Source organism: Psychromonas arctica, assembly GCF_036697365.1.
Classification (GTDB): domain Bacteria; phylum Pseudomonadota; class Gammaproteobacteria; order Enterobacterales; family Psychromonadaceae; genus Psychromonas; species Psychromonas arctica_A.
Genome location: NZ_JBAHZA010000006.1, coordinates 91275 through 108211 on the forward strand (window position 1 = coordinate 91275; position 16937 = coordinate 108211).

The following is a 16937-nucleotide window of genomic DNA, read 5'->3' on the forward strand; positions in this document are numbered from 1 at the left end:
TATGGAACCGGAAGTTTTTGTTAACATTTTTAGACAAGCATTATGGTTGGTATTGATCCTAGTTTCTGCCGTGATCATACCCAGCTTATTAGTAGGTTTAGTAGTGGCTATCTTTCAAGCTGCAACGTCGATTAATGAGCAAACATTAAGCTTTTTACCTCGCCTTATTATGACCTTAGTAGCACTTGCGTTTGGTGCTCATTGGGGATTTGGCAAGTTAATGGAGTTCTTTGTGTCTATGATTGATCAGATTCCACAAGTGGTTGGCTAATGGTCTTCTCAGCGGATCTTATTTTAGATTTGATTGCCAGTTATCTATGGGCATTTAGTCGTATTGCCGCCATGATGATGGTGATGGTTGCTATTGGCTCTAAGACACTACCTACTCGTATTCGCTTATTTTATGCCTTAACTATTACATTAATCGCCTTGCCTGCTATCCCTGCAGGACCTGACAATATTGAGTTGTTTTCACTTAACAGTTTTATTGTTGTTATTCAGCAGGTTTTAATTGGAGTGGCAATAGGCACGATTTCTGTGTTTGTCATGCAAACCTTTGTCATTGCCGGTCAAATTATAGCGATGCAAACCAGTTTAGGGTTTGCTTCCATGGCTGACCCTTTAAGTGGTGAAAGTTCTCCCGTCGTCGGGCAATTTTATGTGCTACTGGTAACACTATTATTTTTAGGTGTGGATGGTCATTTATTGATGATTGAAATGATTATCAAAAGCTTTAGTACTTTGCCTGTATCTGAAAGTGGCTTATTAGCATTGGATTATTACCATGTCGCTGATTGGCTTTCTACAATGTTCCATGCTGCCTTAGCATTTTCTATTGCTTCCATGGTAGCGATGCTATTGGTTAATTTATCCTTTGGTATCATGACTAAAGCAGCACCACAGTTGAATATATTCAGTTTAGGGTTTTCTATTAGCATGGTCTTCGGATTATTTGTATTGTGGATTACATTATTAAATGTACCTATGCATTTTGAAAATCAATGGACTGAAGGGGTAACTAGTATGTGTGAAATGCTTAATAACCCTTGTGCAAAACCTTAATGGTGTATCTATGAGTAGCAAAGGATAAGTCATGGCTGAAAATGAAAACGGTACAGATAAGTCCGAACAAGCCACCCCCGAAAAAGTACGAAAGTCCAAAGAAAAGGGGCAGGTAGCTCGATCTAAAGAGTTAGCGACTGCATCGGTATTAATTGCAGCTGCGCTATCTATGTTTGTCTTTGGTGATAAACTTGCTTACGAATTGTCCGTAATGATGAAACGTGCTTTCACTTTTGAGCGCGCTGATATCTATTCACCTGAGCATATGTGGCATGTATTGGTCGATGGTTTCAGCGGTTTGGGTATGCCTGTTTTTCTTATTTTATTAATGCTATTTATTATCTCTATTTTAGGCAGCTCTTTGTTAGGTGGCATGTTATTTAGTACCAAAGCCATGATGCCGAAGTTTAGCCGAATGAGTCCTAAAGCTGGCTTTAAACGTATGTTTGGTATGCAAGCTTGGGTTGAGTTACTCAAATCTATTTTAAAAGTCGCTGTGGTAATGTGCGTTGCTTGGGCGATTTTAGCTGCTACTTTTGAACACATCTTACACCTATCTATTAGTCAACTACCTGGCAGTGCTTTTGAAGCATTAGATATGCTTAGCTGGATGTTTCTATTATTATGTTTGTCGCTATTGGTGATCGTCGCTGTTGATGTTCCATACCAAATATATAAACACAATGATGAACTGAAGATGACCAAGCAAGAGGTCAAAGATGAATTTCGTAACTCTGAGGGTAAACCCGAAGTCAAACAACGGATTCGTCAACTACAGTATGAGATGTCACAACGAACTATGATGGGAGATATCCCTGACGCAGATGTGATTGTTACCAATCCAACTCATTATTCAGTGGCACTTAAATACGATAAAGAAGGAGATCGTCCACCTTATGTAGTTGCCAAAGGTGTTGATTTTATGGCATTAAAAATTCGCGAAGTAGGGCGAGAGTATGAAGTCCCAGTAATGCAATCACCACAATTATGCCGTGCGGTTTACCACACTACTGAAATTGGTGAAGATGTACCTGAGGAATTATTTATCGCTATCGCTAAGATCTTAGCTTATATCTACCAGTTGGAGCAGTTCAGAAAAGGTAAGTCTGGCAGACCTAAAGCTCTACCCACAGAAATTCCTATACCGGATGATTTCATCTACCCTAATTAATTCGTCCCTATCTCTCCTCTAGTGAAGTTGTTTTTTGGCTTTTATAATTAATTGGTATTATATTTGCTTATTACTAAGGTGCAGAAAATAATTTGACACTTCAGCAATCGCTTTAATGTGTATTCATCTATTATTTTTTAAATTCGAATGATGCTTCTCCCATATACAGAGCATCCACCGCTTTTAATATTTAAATTAGTTGGTTAGAGTAACCACTATTAGATATTTAATATTAGTTAACATATTTATTTTTAGGTGACACTATTAACGCAATCTTCACATCATTTTGGTCTAAACGAGCAGCTATTTTCGGTGGGTTAGGTACGCCTATTTTGGTACTTGCTACTTTAGGTATGGTTATTCTACCCATGCCTGTGCTGCTTTTGGATATCTTGTTTACCTTTAATATCGCCTTGGCGTTAATAGTACTTTTAGTTTCTATCTACACTAAACGTCCTTTAGATTTTGCTGCTTTTCCAACAGTGCTATTAATTGCGACTTTATTACGCCTAGCCTTAAATGTTGCTTCAACACGTGTTGTTTTATTAGAAGGCCATGAAGGCGGTAATGCAGCTGGTAATGTTATTGAAGCCTTTGGCTCAGTGGTAATTGGCGGTAACCTTGCTGTTGGTTTAATTGTTTTTATCATTTTGATGATTATTAACTTTGTAGTGGTGACCAAGGGGGCGGGAAGAATCTCAGAAGTGAGTGCTCGTTTTACTTTGGATGCAATGCCAGGTAAACAGATGGCCATTGATGCAGATTTGAATGCGGGGTTGATTAATCAAGATCAAGCGCGTTTACGTCGTGAAGAAGTCACCATGGAAGCCGATTTTTATGGGTCAATGGATGGTGCGAGTAAATTTGTTAAAGGTGATGCCATTGCCGGGATCATGATTTTATTTATCAATATTATCGGCGGTTTTATTATTGGAATGGTGCAATATGACTTGCCTCTTTCTGAAGCCGCAGAGATATACACACTATTAACCATTGGTGATGGTTTAGTGGCGCAAATTCCTTCTTTATTATTATCGATAGCTGCTGCAATCACGGTAACACGTGAAAACACTGAGGCAGATATGGGTAACCGTATGCTTGGTCAGATGTTTGATGATCCTAAAGCATTGATGATAACCGCAGGTATTCTTCTAGTAATGGGTATCGTCCCAGGTATGCCGCACTTAGCTTTCTTAACATTGGGTGCTGTTGCTGCTGGTGGAGCTTATTGGCAACTAAAACGTTTGAAAACGAAACAGGAAACTGCATTAGCCTTACAGCAAAGTGGCGCTGCTGCAGATGCCGGTGCTGCTGAAGTTAAAGAGTTAGGTTGGGATGATGTTCGCAGTGTTGACACTATCGGTTTAGAGGTTGGTTATCGTTTAATTCCATTAGTGGATAAATCTCAAGGTGGCCAGTTATTAGATCGGATCAAAGGGGTACGTAAAAAATTATCTCAGCAGATGGGATTCTTAATTCCACCTGTGCATATTCGCGACAACCTTGATCTGTCTCCTAATCATTACAGCATTTCCTTGATGGGAGTCGGTTGTGGCCATGCTGATATCTACCATGACAAAGATATGGCGATTAATCCTGGTCAAGTTTTTGGTCCTATTGATGGTATTACTGGGATAGACCCTGCTTTTGGATTAGAGGCGGTTTGGATAGATGACTCACAAAGAGAGCAAGCACAGGCATTAGGCTATACTGTAGTAGATACAGCGACGGTTGTAGCAACACACTTAAGTCAAATACTCAGTAATCATGCGGCACAGTTGTTAGGCCATGAAGAAGCGCAAAACTTACTGGATATGCTAGCGAAGAAACATCCTAAGTTAGTTGAAGGGCTGGTTCCAGAGGTACTTTCATTAAGTACGGTAGTAAAAGTACTTCAAGGACTTTTGAATGAGAATGTAGCGATACGAGATATTCGTTCTATAGTACAAACTCTAGTGGATTATGGACCACGAAGCCAAGATGCCGAAGTTTTGACAGCTGCCTGTCGAATTTCATTAAAACGCATGATTGTACAAGAAATTATTGGCAGTGAACCTGAAATCCCTGTGATTACACTGTCTTCAGAGTTGGAACAAATACTGCATAAGTCCATACAAGCAGGTGGGGCTGATGGAGCGGGTATTGAACCTGGATTAGCAGAGCGCATTCAAAATTCACTGATCGAAGTGGCTCAACAACAAGAATTAGTAGGGCAGCCGGCAGTATTATTAACATCCGGTGTATTACGTGGCACATTAGCTCGATTTGTTAAAAATACAATTCCGAGCCTACATATATTGTCTTATCAGGAAATCCCAGATGATAAGCAAATTAAAATAATTAGCTCAGTTGGGCAATAATGGTTGTAATCAATGAAAATTAAACGATTTTTTGCAAAAGACATGCGGACCGCAATGGTCGAAGTAAAGGAAGTATTAGGTCCTGATGCGGTGATCATGTCTAATAAAAAAGTAGTCGGTGGTATTGAAATAGTCGCAGCGGTTGATTACCAGTCTCAGGCTGCTGAACCCAAGCCAGAAAAAACAGACGGCTTTTCGCAACTCAAAGAAGATAGTGTGCAACTATCTTCAAAAGGGGCTGAAAAAAGCACACCTAAAATTAAATTACCTAACAGTATTCGCAGCAATCGCAAAGAGAGCGGTGAGGATTTTGCTAAATCCCTCAACTCCTTTTTTGGTAAGGTCAATGCACAACAAAATAAAAAGCCTGCAGCTAAAAAACGCAGTGAACCACCCGCCTTCTCTTTTAATGAAGAGCTGGAGAGGCAAACAAAAAGGTCTGAGCCGTCACAGCCTCCGACTTTAGCTGAGCAACAGAATTGGCATCGCCAAGAGTCACGTAACTCTTCGATAAAACAAACTGCTTCTGCGAATCGTGCTCAAGATAATAAAGGCATGGCAAAAATAAGTGAAGAGGTTGCCTCGTTACGTAAATTATTAGAGCACCAAGTATCCGGTTTAATGTGGCAAGAAATGGAGCGAAAAGAGCCTGTTCGAGCAATGATCATTAAATGGCTAAATAGTGCTGGATTTTCTGATGAAATTGCCGATAACTTAGCGAGTTATGTGCCTGAAGATGCTTCATCCAGTGAAGTTCAACAATATATACAAGCATTATTACAAGATAAAATTTTTATTGGACAAAATGAAATCTTATTGAAAGGTGGTGCTATCGCCTTATTAGGCCCAACTGGAGTTGGTAAAACGACTACTATCGCTAAGCTGGCAGCACAATTCGCCATTAAATATGGGCCAGAACAAGTGGCTTTGATTACCACAGATACATACCGTATTGGCGCACATGAACAATTAGCGACCTACGGTAAAATCATGGGCTGTGCAGTAAGAGTTGCTAAAGATGCCGATGAATTATCACAAATTTTATATCAATTTAGAGAAAAGCGTCTAGTGTTAATCGATACTGCAGGGATGGGACAACGAGACGTTCGCCTTTCTGAGCAATTAGAGACATTAATGAGTAGTAGCGGAGTGAATATTAAGAGTTATTTAGTGGTTCCATCAACGGCTCAACGTCGAGTAGTTGAAGAAGCATTACAGCACTTCAAACGTATTCCGCTATCTGGCTGTATCTTAACTAAAATTGACGAAAGTCTAGGTTTAGGTGAAGTATTAAGTGTCACAATGAAACATGCATTGCCGATTAGTTATATTACCACTGGGCAACGTGTCCCTGAAGATATTGAAATAGCGAAAGTGGAAAGTTTAATTAGTGATACGTTAACAATGATGGAAAACCAGCAACAAGAAGAGTCACATCAATGGTATAGCAATACAGACGATTAATTTCGGTGTTATAGTGCATAGTATGTTGGTTTAATTAATTTAAATAATGAGTAAGTAAGATGATGGCAGATCAAGCAAGCGGATTAAGACGAATGGCAAATCACCAAGTGAAAGTTATTGCAGTCACTGGTGGTAAAGGTGGCGTAGGTAAAACTAATGTGACGCTTAATATGGCTGTATCACTTGCAAAAATGGGTAAGCGAGTAATGATACTTGATGCCGATTTAGGCCTAGCAAATGTCGATGTATTATTAGGTATTCGAGTAATTAAAAACCTATCCCATGTGTTATCTGGTGAGTGTACTTTAGATGAAGTAATTGTACATGGTCCTGAGGGAGTGATGATCATTCCGGCTACTTCGGGTACGCAATCAATGGTTGAATTAACTGATGTTGAACATGCAGGTTTAATTCAAGCGTTCAGTTCATTACAAACACCTATTGATATCCTATTAATTGATACTGCTGCCGGTATATCAAATATGGTTGTCAGTTTTGCACAAGCGGCCCAAGATGTATTGATGGTGGTGTGTGATGAGCCGACTTCTATTACTGATGCCTATGCTTTAATTAAGATATTAAGTAAGCAAAATGGCGTGTATCGTTTCAAAATTGTTGCCAACATGGTGCGCAGTCTTCGAGAAGGGCAAGATCTTTTTACTAAGCTTACTCGAGTCACAGATCGCTTCTTAGATGCTTCTTTAGAATTAGTTGCTTGTATCCCCTTTGATGGCAATGTTCGACAAGCAGTTAGAAAGCAAAAAACCGTGGTAGATGCCTTTCCTAAAACACCTGCATCTTTGGCATTTAAAGCATTGGCAAACCGTGCTAGTGATTGGCCTATTCCACACCAACCGGGTGGACATTTAGAGTTTTTCATTGAGAAATTATTATTAAACGACAACGATGAAAGTATTAAAGAGCTTTTATAGATAGCTGTTATAGATAATAACCAAAGCAGGAATGTTTATAAGTGATTAAAGCGCAGGGATATCAATCTGATACATCTGATTTGATTGGTCGTCATTCAGAGTTAGTACAAAAAATTGCATACCATTTAATGGCCCGTTTGCCTGCTAATGTACTCGTCGATGATCTTGTGCAGTCTGGGATGATTGGGTTATTAGAAGCTGCGAGAAATTTTGATGCTGCTAAAGGGGCAAGTTTTGAAACTTTTGCCGGTATTCGTATCCGAGGAGCAATGCTTGATGAGATGCGAAAAGGTGATTGGGTTCCTCGTTCAGTTCATAAAAATAGTCGTACTATTTCAGCTGCAATTGATGCAGTAGAAAAACAAACGGGCGAAAGCGCAACTGAAACAGAAATAGCTAATTATTTACAAGTAACATTGAGTGAATACCAAAAAATGTTACAAGACGTAAACTGCGCTAAATTAGTAGCTTATGAAGATTTACCTAATCCAAATGATATGTTTGCGCAAACGAGTGAAACATCAGACAGCACCTTCGACGATGTCGCTGAAAACCAATTTACAAAACAACTAGCAGAGATGATAGAAACACTCCCTCAAAGAGAAGCGCTAGTACTGTCTCTGTACTATGATGAAGAATTAAATTTAAAAGAAATAGGATTAATTTTAGAAGTGAGTGAATCTCGCGTCAGCCAAATTCTTAGCCAAGCGTTGCATAAACTGAAATCTAAAGTTAACTCTGCTAATATGTAACTATTAAGAGGTAATTCTTGGTAGTGGCTCACAATCTTGAAGTGAGTTGAAGATAATTTAAAAAAAGAATGTATTTTTTTGCAATTTATAACTATATATAACATATATAGATATAGGTAGATTTTTGTTCTAGGGGAATATTTTGAATAAAGAAATGAAAGTTTTAATTGTTGATGATTTTTCAACAATGAGAAGGATAATTAAAAACTTATTAAGGGACTTAGGTTTCACCAATACGTTTGAAGCAGATGATGGTCACACAGCGTTACCAATGCTAAAAAATGGTGACTTTGAATTTGTTGTGACGGATTGGAATATGCCTATTATGGAAGGGATCCAGCTGTTAAAAGAGATCCGAAAAGACCCTAATTTGAAACACCTCCCTGTACTAATGGTGACTGCTGAGGCAAAACGTGAGCAGATTATCGAAGCAGCGCAAGCCGGTGTAAATGGATATATTATCAAGCCTTTCACGGCTGGTACACTGAAAGAAAAACTAGACAAAATCTTTGAGCGTTTAGCTTAATTTAAGGAGTTAAGTATGGCAGGTGATGTAATGCCACACCTATCACTTTCAGAAGCTAAGGCCTTAGTTGCACATTTAGAAGCAGATCAAATTGAAGATGCTAATAAAATTGTAGAAAGTGTTAAATATTTTAGTACTAGTGAAAGTGTGCTATTCGGACAAGTCGGTGAGTTGACCCGTGAATTACACGAAGCATTATTGAGTTTTAATAATGACACGCGCTTATTAGATTTAGCTGGTCATGATCTACCTGATGCAAAAAATCGCTTGAATTACGTGATTGAAATGACGGATAAAGCTGCCAACACAACAATGGACGCAATCGATCATTGTTTGCCTGTAACTGATAAGTTAATTAATAGCTTGGATGAAGTTATGCCAAGTTGGAATAATTTAATGACTCGAGATTTAGCCTTAGGTGAGTTTAAATCAATGTGTCATTCAGTAGATGATTTTTTAAATTATTCGAAACAGAGCGCAAATCAGTTACGTGATAAATTAACTGAGATTTTAATGGCTCAAGAATTTCAAGATTTAACAGGTCAAATTATTAACCGCGTGATTGAATTAGTTCAAGAGATCGAATCGAAATTAGTGGTTATTTTAAAAGTATGCAGTAAACAAAGTGAATTAGATTCTTCTGTTGAAAAACAAAGTTCAATTAAAGAAACGAAGAATACAATTAAAACGGAAGGGCCAATTATTGACGCTGAATCCCGTACTGACGTTGTCAACGGACAAGACGACGTAGATGACTTGCTTTCAAGCTTAGGATTTTAAAGGAACTAGGAAATGACATTTGAAGTAGATGATGAAATCCTGCAGGATTTTTTAGTTGAAGCAGGAGAGATTCTAGAGTTACTCTCAGAACAGCTTGTTGAATTAGAAAATAATCCGAATGATGTTGAGTTATTAAATGCAATCTTCCGCGGCTTTCATACCGTTAAGGGGGGAGCAGGTTTTCTATCATTAACTGAGTTGGTTGAAACATGCCATGGTGCTGAAAATGTATTTGATGGTCTACGTCAAGGTGCGCGCTTAGTTAATTCTGATCTGATGGATACCATTTTAGCTGCGCTAGATATTATCAATGAGCAGTTTTCAGCAGTACAAAATGGTGAAACTGCTGAAAAAGCCCCTTCAGATATTTTAGAGTCATTACACCGATTAAGTAAACCTGAAGCGGAAACCGCTGAATCTGTTGCAGAACAAACACCTGAACCGATTGTTGAGCCTGTTGCAGAAAAAATACAAGCAACAAATAGTATTGACGACATTGGTGAGGCTGAATTCGATGCTCTATTAGATGAATTACACGCTAAACCCGGTGCTGATTCCCCTGCACAGGAAGTTAGTGATGAAATTACAGAAGATGAGTTTGAAAGCCTATTAGATGATTTACATGGTGTTGGACAACATTCACCTACACCTATAGCAGTAAAACCAGCAACAGCTCAAACGGCTAGTGATGAAATAACAGAAGATGAATTTGAATCATTATTAGATGAGCTTCATGGTGCTGGTAAACATGGCGCGCCTTCGGCAACAGCTGCTAAAGCTACTGAAAATTCTGCTGGAGATGAAATTAGTGAAGATGAGTTTGAAAATTTATTAGATGAATTACACGGTAAAGGAGCCCATGGTGGCGAACCTAAGGTTGAAAAACCAGAGGCTGCCTCTGATGAAATAACAGAAGATGAATTCGAATCTCTTTTAGATGAGTTACATGGTGCAGGCAAAATGAATACCGCTGCGCCTGTTATTCAGGCTGCAACAAAGGAAGCACCTAAAGCTGCTGTCGCTAAACCTGAACCCGTTAAGGCTCCCCCAAGTCCTGCTGCCGTTAAACCTCAACCTACTACAGAGAAAAAAGTAGCTGCGAAAGCACCGGTTAAACCTCAGGCTGAACAAACTGTTCGTGTTGATACAAGTACACTCGATGAAATCATGAATATGGTTGGGGAACTGGTATTGGTTCGTAATCGATTGGTGAGTTTAGAGTCTAGTTCTGAAAATGAAGAAATATCTCGTGCAGTGGCTAATTTAGCGATTGTAACTAGTGATCTGCAAGGTTCTGTGATGAAAACCCGGATGCAGCCCATTAAAAAGGTATTTGGTAAGTTCCCACGTGTAGTCAGGGATTTAGCTCGCCAACTTGGGAAAAACATTCGTTTGGATCTAGTGGGAGAAGAGACTGATTTAGATAAAAACTTGGTAGAAGCCTTAGCCGATCCACTGGTACATTTGGTGCGAAACTCAGTGGACCATGGTATTGAAATGCCAGAGATCAGAATGCAATCAGGCAAAGAAACGCAAGGCCGAGTTTTGTTATCAGCTGCGCAGGAAGGTGATCATATCTTGCTAGTTATTCAAGATGATGGTGCCGGTATGGATGCAGAGAAGTTAAAACAAATTGCCATTGGTAAAGGCATCTTAGATCAAGATGCGGCTGAACGAATGACTGATAAAGATGCTTATTCACTTATCTTTGCACCAGGCTTTTCTACTAAAGTTGAAATATCTGATATTTCTGGTCGTGGTGTTGGTATGGACGTTGTTAAAACGAGTATTACCAAGCTAAACGGTACTATTTCTATTGACTCTGAAATTGGTAAAGGCACACGTTTAGAGATTAAAGTTCCGCTTACTTTAGCTATTTTACCAACCTTAATGGTTTTAGTTGCGAATCAAACATTCGCTTTGCCTTTAACTAATGTAAATGAAATCTTCCATTTTGATTTAGCAAAAACCAATGTAGTTAATGGGCAGCCAACGGTAGTTATACGAGACCATGCTGTACCGCTGTTTTATTTGAGAGATTGGCTTGCACCGCAAGCTCCTCGTACTGAACAAGCAGATGGATTAGGGCACGTTGTTATTGTGCAGCTGGGTATTCAGCAAGTTGCATTTGTAGTAGACGGATTATTAGGACAAGAAGAAGTCGTTATTAAAGCCTTAGATAAATTGCTATCAGGTACACCTGGGATGGCTGGTGCAACCATTACCAGTGATGGTGGTATTGCTTTGATTTTAGATCTCCCTAGCTTATTAAAGCATTACGCATAAAGGAATTGTAAATGGCAATCAAAGTATTAGTAGTCGATGATTCTAATTTTTTTCGACGCCGTGTGAGTGAGATTATCAATGCATCCCCACACCTAGAAGTTATCGCTACCGCTAATAACGGTAAAGAATCCATTGATATGGTGATTAAACATAAACCTGATGTAATCACCATGGATGTCGAAATGCCGGTAATGGATGGTATAACAGCAGTACAAAAGATAATGGATGTTGCGCCGACGCCAATTTTAATGTTTTCATCATTGACTCACCAAGGTGCAACTGCAACTTTAGATGCATTAGAAGCTGGTGCTTGTGACTTTTTGCCTAAAAAGTTTGAAGATATTGCGCGTGATAAAGAAGAAGCAACAACATTACTTCAGCAACGTATTCAACAAATTGCTAAGCGTCGTGTTATGCGAGTCCCTGAGAAAAAAACAGGTACTACAGCTAAAGTAACTCCAACGCTCAAAAGTAATGTAGATTCGATTGCGAAGCCTACTATGAATCGTTTATCAACAGTTAATGAGCGAAATGAATTAAGTGCTAAACCATCAGTCATTAAACGCCATAAAGCATCTGGTAAAAATTATAATGTGTTAGCTATTGGTACTTCAACCGGTGGACCTGTTGCTTTACAAAAAATACTTACGGCTTTCCCTGCACATTTCAAATTACCTATCGTACTGGTTCAACATATGCCAGGTACTTTTACTAAAGCATTTGCAGATAGACTTAATAGCAATTGTAAAATTTCAGTTAAAGAAGCGGCTACGGGTGATATTTTAAAGCCTGGTTGTGCCTATTTAGCACCAGGTGGTAAGCAGATGTTAATTGGGCCGAATGGGCAAATTAAAATACACCCTGGTAACGAAGCATTAAATTATAAACCTAGTGTCGATATTACTTTTGCTTCTTTATCTAAATCTTACGGCAGCAAAGTATTAGCCGTTATTTTGACTGGGATGGGCGCCGATGGCCGAGATGGTTCGCGTTTATTAAAAGATAAAGGTGCAGAAATCTGGGCGCAAGACGAAGCAAGTTGTGTCGTTTATGGAATGCCTCAAGCAGTTGCCAAAGCAGGTATTGCCACTGAGTCAATTGCATTAGATCAAGTTGCACAACGGATATTAGTGGAATTGAAGCATGAGTAAAATAGGGCTACTTGGTTTTATTGTTATTGCTTTGAGCATTATATTTGCTCAGCTTTATCATGATGCCCCTTTGAGTAGCCTGTTTGATTTTTCTGCATTTCTGATTGTTTTTGGTGGTACCTTGGGTGCGATTTTAATTCAATCTTCCATTAAGCAATTAAGGCATGCTTTGAAGCAATTGTTAAGCCTATTTGCAAAGCCATCAGTATTGTTAGACGCACAAATAACAACGATTAAACGTTGGTCAGTTATATCTAGGCAAGAAGGGTTATTAAGTTTAGAAAAACAAAATACTGAAGGGACAGATAGTTTTTCAGAAATGGCTTTAGCCATGTTAGTTGATGGATGTGACCCTGTTGACTTGCAGCAGATCTTGGAACAAGAAATTGAGTTAGAGATGGATCAGCATGAACGAAGTGCACAAGTATTCGATGCAATGGGAGGCTATAGCCCAACCATAGGTATTATCGGTGCAGTTTTAGGTCTGATTCAAGCAATGGCATTCCTTGATCAGCCTGAGTTGTTAGGTCAAGGTATTGCTGTTGCATTTGTAGCAACAATATATGGCGTGGCATTTGCGAACTTTTTATTTTTGCCAATAGCCAACAAGATACGTTTAAATTATCAACATAAAGCATTATTTAATGAAATGACCATGGTCGGTGTTATTGCGATTGCACATGGGGAAAATAGTTTATTGTTAGAGAGACGATTACACGGGTATTTAGCTAGAGCGGTTTATTAATGCCCATATATCACAGACGCAATGCCCATAAAGCTCATAGTAATCACGTTCATCGTTGGACGGTTTCCTATGCCGATTACATGACATTAATGTTTGCGTTATTTGTTGTTTTGTATGCAGTCTCTTTAAATAATGAAGAAAAGTATCAAGAGGTCATTGAAATTATTCAACAAGCTAGCAAATTTGTCGAGGCGCCGCATAGTGGGTCAAATGCAAATGGCATTTTAACTAAACGTAGTAATGATATTAAAGATAATACAGGACCTGCTTTACTTAGTGATGGCGAGGAGTTTGCATTAGGGCATGTTAGTGAGCTTGAAAGTGAGCAATTATCAAGTCCGGCACAAACTTATACCGGAAAGTCATTACAAGAGTTACAGCTGTCTTTAGAGTCAGCGTTAAAAACTGAATTAGAAAGTGGTGCATTTAGTGTCGATTTAAACGGTGACTGGTTAACGATAGAAATGGGTGGACCGTTATTATTCGCTAATGCTAGCCATACTTTATTCAATGGCGCAAAAAAGAATATTGAGCAAATAGCTAAGGTGCTATCACCCGTTAATAATATGCTTAGGATTCGTGGATATACTGATCCAGATAATATTTCTAATGAAATATATGCCTCAAATTGGGAGTTGTCAGCAATGCGGGCAATTAGTGTATTGAAAGCATTAAGTGAGCAAGGTGTTAGCCAAGAAAGAATGGTAATTGAAGGTTACGGTAAATTTCACCCAGTTATTAATAATAATGGCGTTGAGGATAAATTAAAAAGTCGACGTGTTGTCATTGCTATTTCTAAATTTGCAGTTTTTAAAAAACAAGTGATGGAAGACACGAATAGAAATAATGAGCTAATAAAGCCAGAAGCTATACAAACAGGGGCACCTGATAGCGATCAAATACGTGAAATATATCATCCAGATGGGCGACTCATCATTACAACAAGGCAGGAATGAAGGTGAAAATTTGGACTATTTCAAACCAAAAAGGTGGCGTAGGTAAAACCACTACGGTAATTTCACTGGCCGGTCTATTGGTTGATAGAGGTTATCGAGTGTTGTTGATTGATACAGATCCTCATGCATCTTTAACTAGTTACTTACAGTATGACTCGGACCAATTACCGGTTAGTTTATATGACTTATTTCAAGATCCAGCGACAACTCGAGCTGGGCTGTTACAACTAATTTTGCCAACGGAAATCGATAACTTATCTTTGATTCCGGCTTCTATGTCATTAGCAACCTTAGATAGAGTATTAGGTAATCAGGAAGGGATGGGGTTGTTTTTAAAGAAACAACTAAAATTAGTAGAAGATGATTATGATTTTGTACTAATAGATTGTCCTCCTGTATTGGGAGTGATGATGGTAAATGCTTTAGCGGCTTGTGAACGTATCTTGATTCCAGTACAGACGGAGTTTTTAGCATCAAAAGGTTTACAGAGAATGGTGCAAACACTTGGAATCATGCAATATTCTAAGGGCAATGATTTTAATTATTGTATTATTCCTACTATGTTTGATAAGCGAACTAGAGCATCAATCAATACGTTAAATGATTTACAAAAAACGTATCAGGGTAAAGTCTGGAAAGGCGTGATTCCGATTGATACAAAATTTAGAGATGCAAGTTTAGCGCATTTGCCTATCTCACAGTACACAAAGAACTGTAGAGGGGCATTTGCTTATGAAACCTTGTTAAATTACTTGTTACAAACTGAGCAGAATTAGATGAAGAATAACAATAACGAAGCAATGAAAAACTATTTCCATTCGATGCTTCGAGATGAGCAAACTGTGGAGCAATCTGAGGCGAAACAAAAAGAATTTGCTGAGCCGACTCCTGTAGACGTCTCAACATTACCAAAAAACTTAGTTTTTTCCGAGTCTATTGTAGCAGCTGAGAAAAACATTGAAGAAGAACTAAAAACGCCTGAAGAAAAATGGCAAAACCTTCAAGTCGAAGATAATTTTCAAGTTTTATTTTTTGAATTAAACCAAGTAACTTTTGCTATTCCATTAACTGATTTAGGTGGAATTTATCAGTTAAGTGATTCACTTAACTTTTTAATGGGCAAGCCAGCTTGGTTTCGTGGCGTGATGAGCCATAATGAAAGACTATACAACATCGTAGATACCGCATCTTGGCTACAGTTAGGCAAAAATGCCGAAGAGCTTGAATATAGCCATTTTATTTTATTAGGAAGTACCGCTTGGGGCTTATCTTGTGAAAAGTTACTTGGTACTGAAACATTAAATAAAGACCAAATTAGGTGGCGTGAAGAAAAAGGATCACGTCCTTGGCTAGCTGGGATGGTAAAGCAAAAAATGTGTGCTTTAATTCATGCCGAAGAGCTGGTGAAACTATTAGATCAGGGAATGGACATCCGCAGCTAAATTAAGCTGAATTTTATTAACCAATAATTTAAGTAGAGATAAAATGAATAGAGAATCTAGCTTGTCAGATAAAACGTCTAACGATGAAATTTTACAACGTGTAACGTTTCTTTTAGATAACGAGACTTATGGTATTAACGTAATGCAGGTACAAGAAATATTACGTTACACTGAAATTGCCGCTGTGCCAGGGGCTCCTCAGTACGTTTTAGGGATTATTAACTTGCGTGGTAACGTTGTGACTGTTATCGATACTCGTACTCGTTTTGGTTTAATGCCTGCTGATATTACTGACAGTACGCGCATTGTGATTATTGAAGCAGAGAAACAAGTTATTGGTATTCTAGTCGATAGCGTTGCAGAGGTAGTTTATCTGAAAAAATCAGAGATCGAAGCTGCACCGCATGTGGGCACTGAAGAAAGCTCTCAATTTATTCAAGGTGTATGTAATCGTGATAGCGGTTTATTAATTTTAGTTGATCTTAATAAATTACTTACTGATGACGAATGGGATGAGTTACATTTACTGTAAGTAATTATTACCTAAATTAGGTGCATATGTTTATACAATATATTCCTTGGCTAGCGATTTTTTTAGTCATTGTGAGTTTTGCTACGACACTTTTTTTATTAAGAAAAGTAAATAAGAAAAATCGTAGCCTTGAGATATTAATTAAGTCTCTGATAGCGCAGCAAGAAAGTAATAAAAAGCAATTCTCAGAGGTGCACTCTGGTGCAATAGGCTTAGGTAAAAAGCTGCAGCAGATCGATAATACGGTAAATAAAATACAAGAACATCAAGTAGATCTAGTCGCTTCAGCTCCAGAAAATAGGCTCTACACGCGAGCAACTAAAATGGTTGAGTTGGGTGCCAGTATCGAAGAGTTAATGTTAGAGTGCGAATTACCACGTGCTGAAGCTGAGCTATTATTGAATTTACACCGTAAATAATAAAAATTTGCTATCTCAACAATATTTAAATAAAACGTTGAAGTTTTTAAACTAGATAATCAATGTAGTATGATTAACCATAATCCATGGCTAATCATACTCACTTTCACTTTATTTTCTGCTATACGCTCATCATCCTTTCTGATACCAATTACATTAAATAAGTGCTCTAAATTCTACGCAGGAAAAATGACTGAGTTCAAGGCGTAATTTAAGCCTTTCGTTGATTAACTTAGTTAATAGTCTCTCGGAGAATTAACGGTAAGATCCTAATTCTTTTAATAGTTATTCTATTTGCGAAAATTACAACGAAGAAATAAGTTATTTTAACAAGTAAAATAGATCAGTTAATTAGAGTG

18 protein-coding genes are annotated in these 16937 nt (G+C 38.2%); 17 read left to right on the plus strand and 1 reads right to left on the minus strand.

The features are described from left to right. The first annotated feature begins 1 nt into the window (after position 1). From fliQ to flhB, 3 genes are read left to right on the plus strand one after another with little or no spacing between them, the layout of a single operon-like run. Entirely contained in the window at positions 2–271 is a 270-nt protein-coding gene (gene fliQ / locus V5290_RS08595; protein ID WP_113817545.1) for a flagellar biosynthesis protein FliQ, read from the plus strand. Further along, the gene (gene fliR / locus V5290_RS08600; protein WP_333384109.1) at positions 271–1062 is read left to right on the plus strand and encodes a flagellar biosynthetic protein FliR; all 792 of its coding nucleotides are present in this window, start codon (positions 271–273) and stop codon (positions 1060–1062) included. The genes fliQ and fliR overlap by 1 nt, the downstream gene beginning before the upstream one ends. A 31-nt stretch (positions 1063–1093) precedes the next feature. After that, positions 1094–2233: a flagellar biosynthesis protein FlhB gene (flhB, locus tag V5290_RS08605; RefSeq protein WP_333384111.1), complete on the plus strand. Its 1140-nt coding sequence runs from the start codon at positions 1094–1096 to the stop codon at positions 2231–2233. 232 nt (positions 2234–2465) lie between these two features. On the opposite strand, the gene V5290_RS08610 is transcribed toward flhB, so the two are convergent. After that, complete coding sequence (locus V5290_RS08610) at positions 2466–2603, minus strand: hypothetical protein (RefSeq protein WP_333384114.1); 138 nt, start codon at positions 2601–2603, stop codon at positions 2466–2468. Here V5290_RS08610 and flhA point away from each other — a divergent pair. The 14 genes from flhA (at position 2539) to V5290_RS08680 (ending at position 16578) form a co-directional block, all read left to right on the plus strand. Beyond that, complete coding sequence (flhA, locus tag V5290_RS08615; protein WP_333384566.1) at positions 2539–4593, plus strand: flagellar biosynthesis protein FlhA; 2055 nt, start codon at positions 2539–2541, stop codon at positions 4591–4593. The genes V5290_RS08610 and flhA overlap by 65 nt on opposite strands. 12 nt (positions 4594–4605) lie before the next feature. Further along, positions 4606–6057, plus strand: coding sequence for a flagellar biosynthesis protein FlhF (flhF, locus tag V5290_RS08620; protein WP_333384117.1), 1452 nt, complete (start codon positions 4606–4608; stop codon positions 6055–6057). A 59-nt stretch (positions 6058–6116) separates the two neighbouring features. After that, entirely contained in the window at positions 6117–6989 is an 873-nt protein-coding gene (locus tag V5290_RS08625; RefSeq protein ID WP_333384120.1) for a MinD/ParA family protein, read from the plus strand. Between the two features lie 41 nt (positions 6990–7030). After that, on the plus strand, positions 7031–7741 hold the full coding sequence (locus tag V5290_RS08630) for an RNA polymerase sigma factor FliA (protein ID WP_333384122.1): 711 nt from the start codon (positions 7031–7033) through the stop codon (positions 7739–7741). Between the two features lie 142 nt (positions 7742–7883). Further along, entirely contained in the window at positions 7884–8267 is a 384-nt protein-coding gene (gene cheY, locus V5290_RS08635; protein WP_290038958.1) for a chemotaxis response regulator CheY, read from the plus strand. Positions 8268–8282: 15 nt separating this feature from the next. Beyond that, positions 8283–9047 (plus strand): protein phosphatase CheZ, encoded by a 765-nt coding sequence (locus V5290_RS08640; RefSeq protein WP_333384126.1) that lies wholly within the window; start codon positions 8283–8285, stop codon positions 9045–9047. A 12-nt stretch (positions 9048–9059) separates the two neighbouring features. Continuing rightward, positions 9060–11333 carry a chemotaxis protein CheA gene (locus tag V5290_RS08645; RefSeq protein WP_333384129.1) on the plus strand — a complete coding sequence of 758 codons (2274 nt, stop codon included), beginning with the start codon at positions 9060–9062 and terminating at the stop codon, positions 11331–11333. 11 nt (positions 11334–11344) lie between these two features. After that, positions 11345–12484, plus strand: a complete 1140-nt coding sequence (locus V5290_RS08650) for a chemotaxis response regulator protein-glutamate methylesterase (RefSeq protein WP_333384132.1) — start codon at positions 11345–11347, stop codon at positions 12482–12484. Then, a complete protein-coding gene (locus V5290_RS08655; RefSeq protein WP_333384135.1) occupies positions 12477–13229 on the plus strand; it encodes a flagellar motor protein in 753 nt (250 codons plus the stop codon). Before V5290_RS08650 ends, V5290_RS08655 begins: the two co-directional genes overlap by 8 nt. Next, positions 13229–14185 (plus strand): flagellar motor protein MotB, encoded by a 957-nt coding sequence (locus tag V5290_RS08660; protein WP_333384138.1) that lies wholly within the window; start codon positions 13229–13231, stop codon positions 14183–14185. The genes V5290_RS08655 and V5290_RS08660 overlap by 1 nt, the downstream gene beginning before the upstream one ends. A 2-nt stretch (positions 14186–14187) precedes the next feature. After that, positions 14188–14961 (plus strand): ParA family protein, encoded by a 774-nt coding sequence (locus tag V5290_RS08665; protein WP_333384141.1) that lies wholly within the window; start codon positions 14188–14190, stop codon positions 14959–14961. After that, positions 14962–15627, plus strand: coding sequence for a chemotaxis protein CheW (locus tag V5290_RS08670; protein ID WP_333384144.1), 666 nt, complete (start codon positions 14962–14964; stop codon positions 15625–15627). A gap of 43 nt (positions 15628–15670) precedes the next feature. Then, positions 15671–16159, plus strand: a complete 489-nt coding sequence (locus V5290_RS08675) for a chemotaxis protein CheW (protein ID WP_290038966.1) — start codon at positions 15671–15673, stop codon at positions 16157–16159. 26 nt (positions 16160–16185) lie between these two features. Continuing rightward, positions 16186–16578 (plus strand): DUF2802 domain-containing protein, encoded by a 393-nt coding sequence (locus V5290_RS08680; RefSeq protein ID WP_333384147.1) that lies wholly within the window; start codon positions 16186–16188, stop codon positions 16576–16578. Positions 16579–16937: the final 359 nt, after the last annotated feature.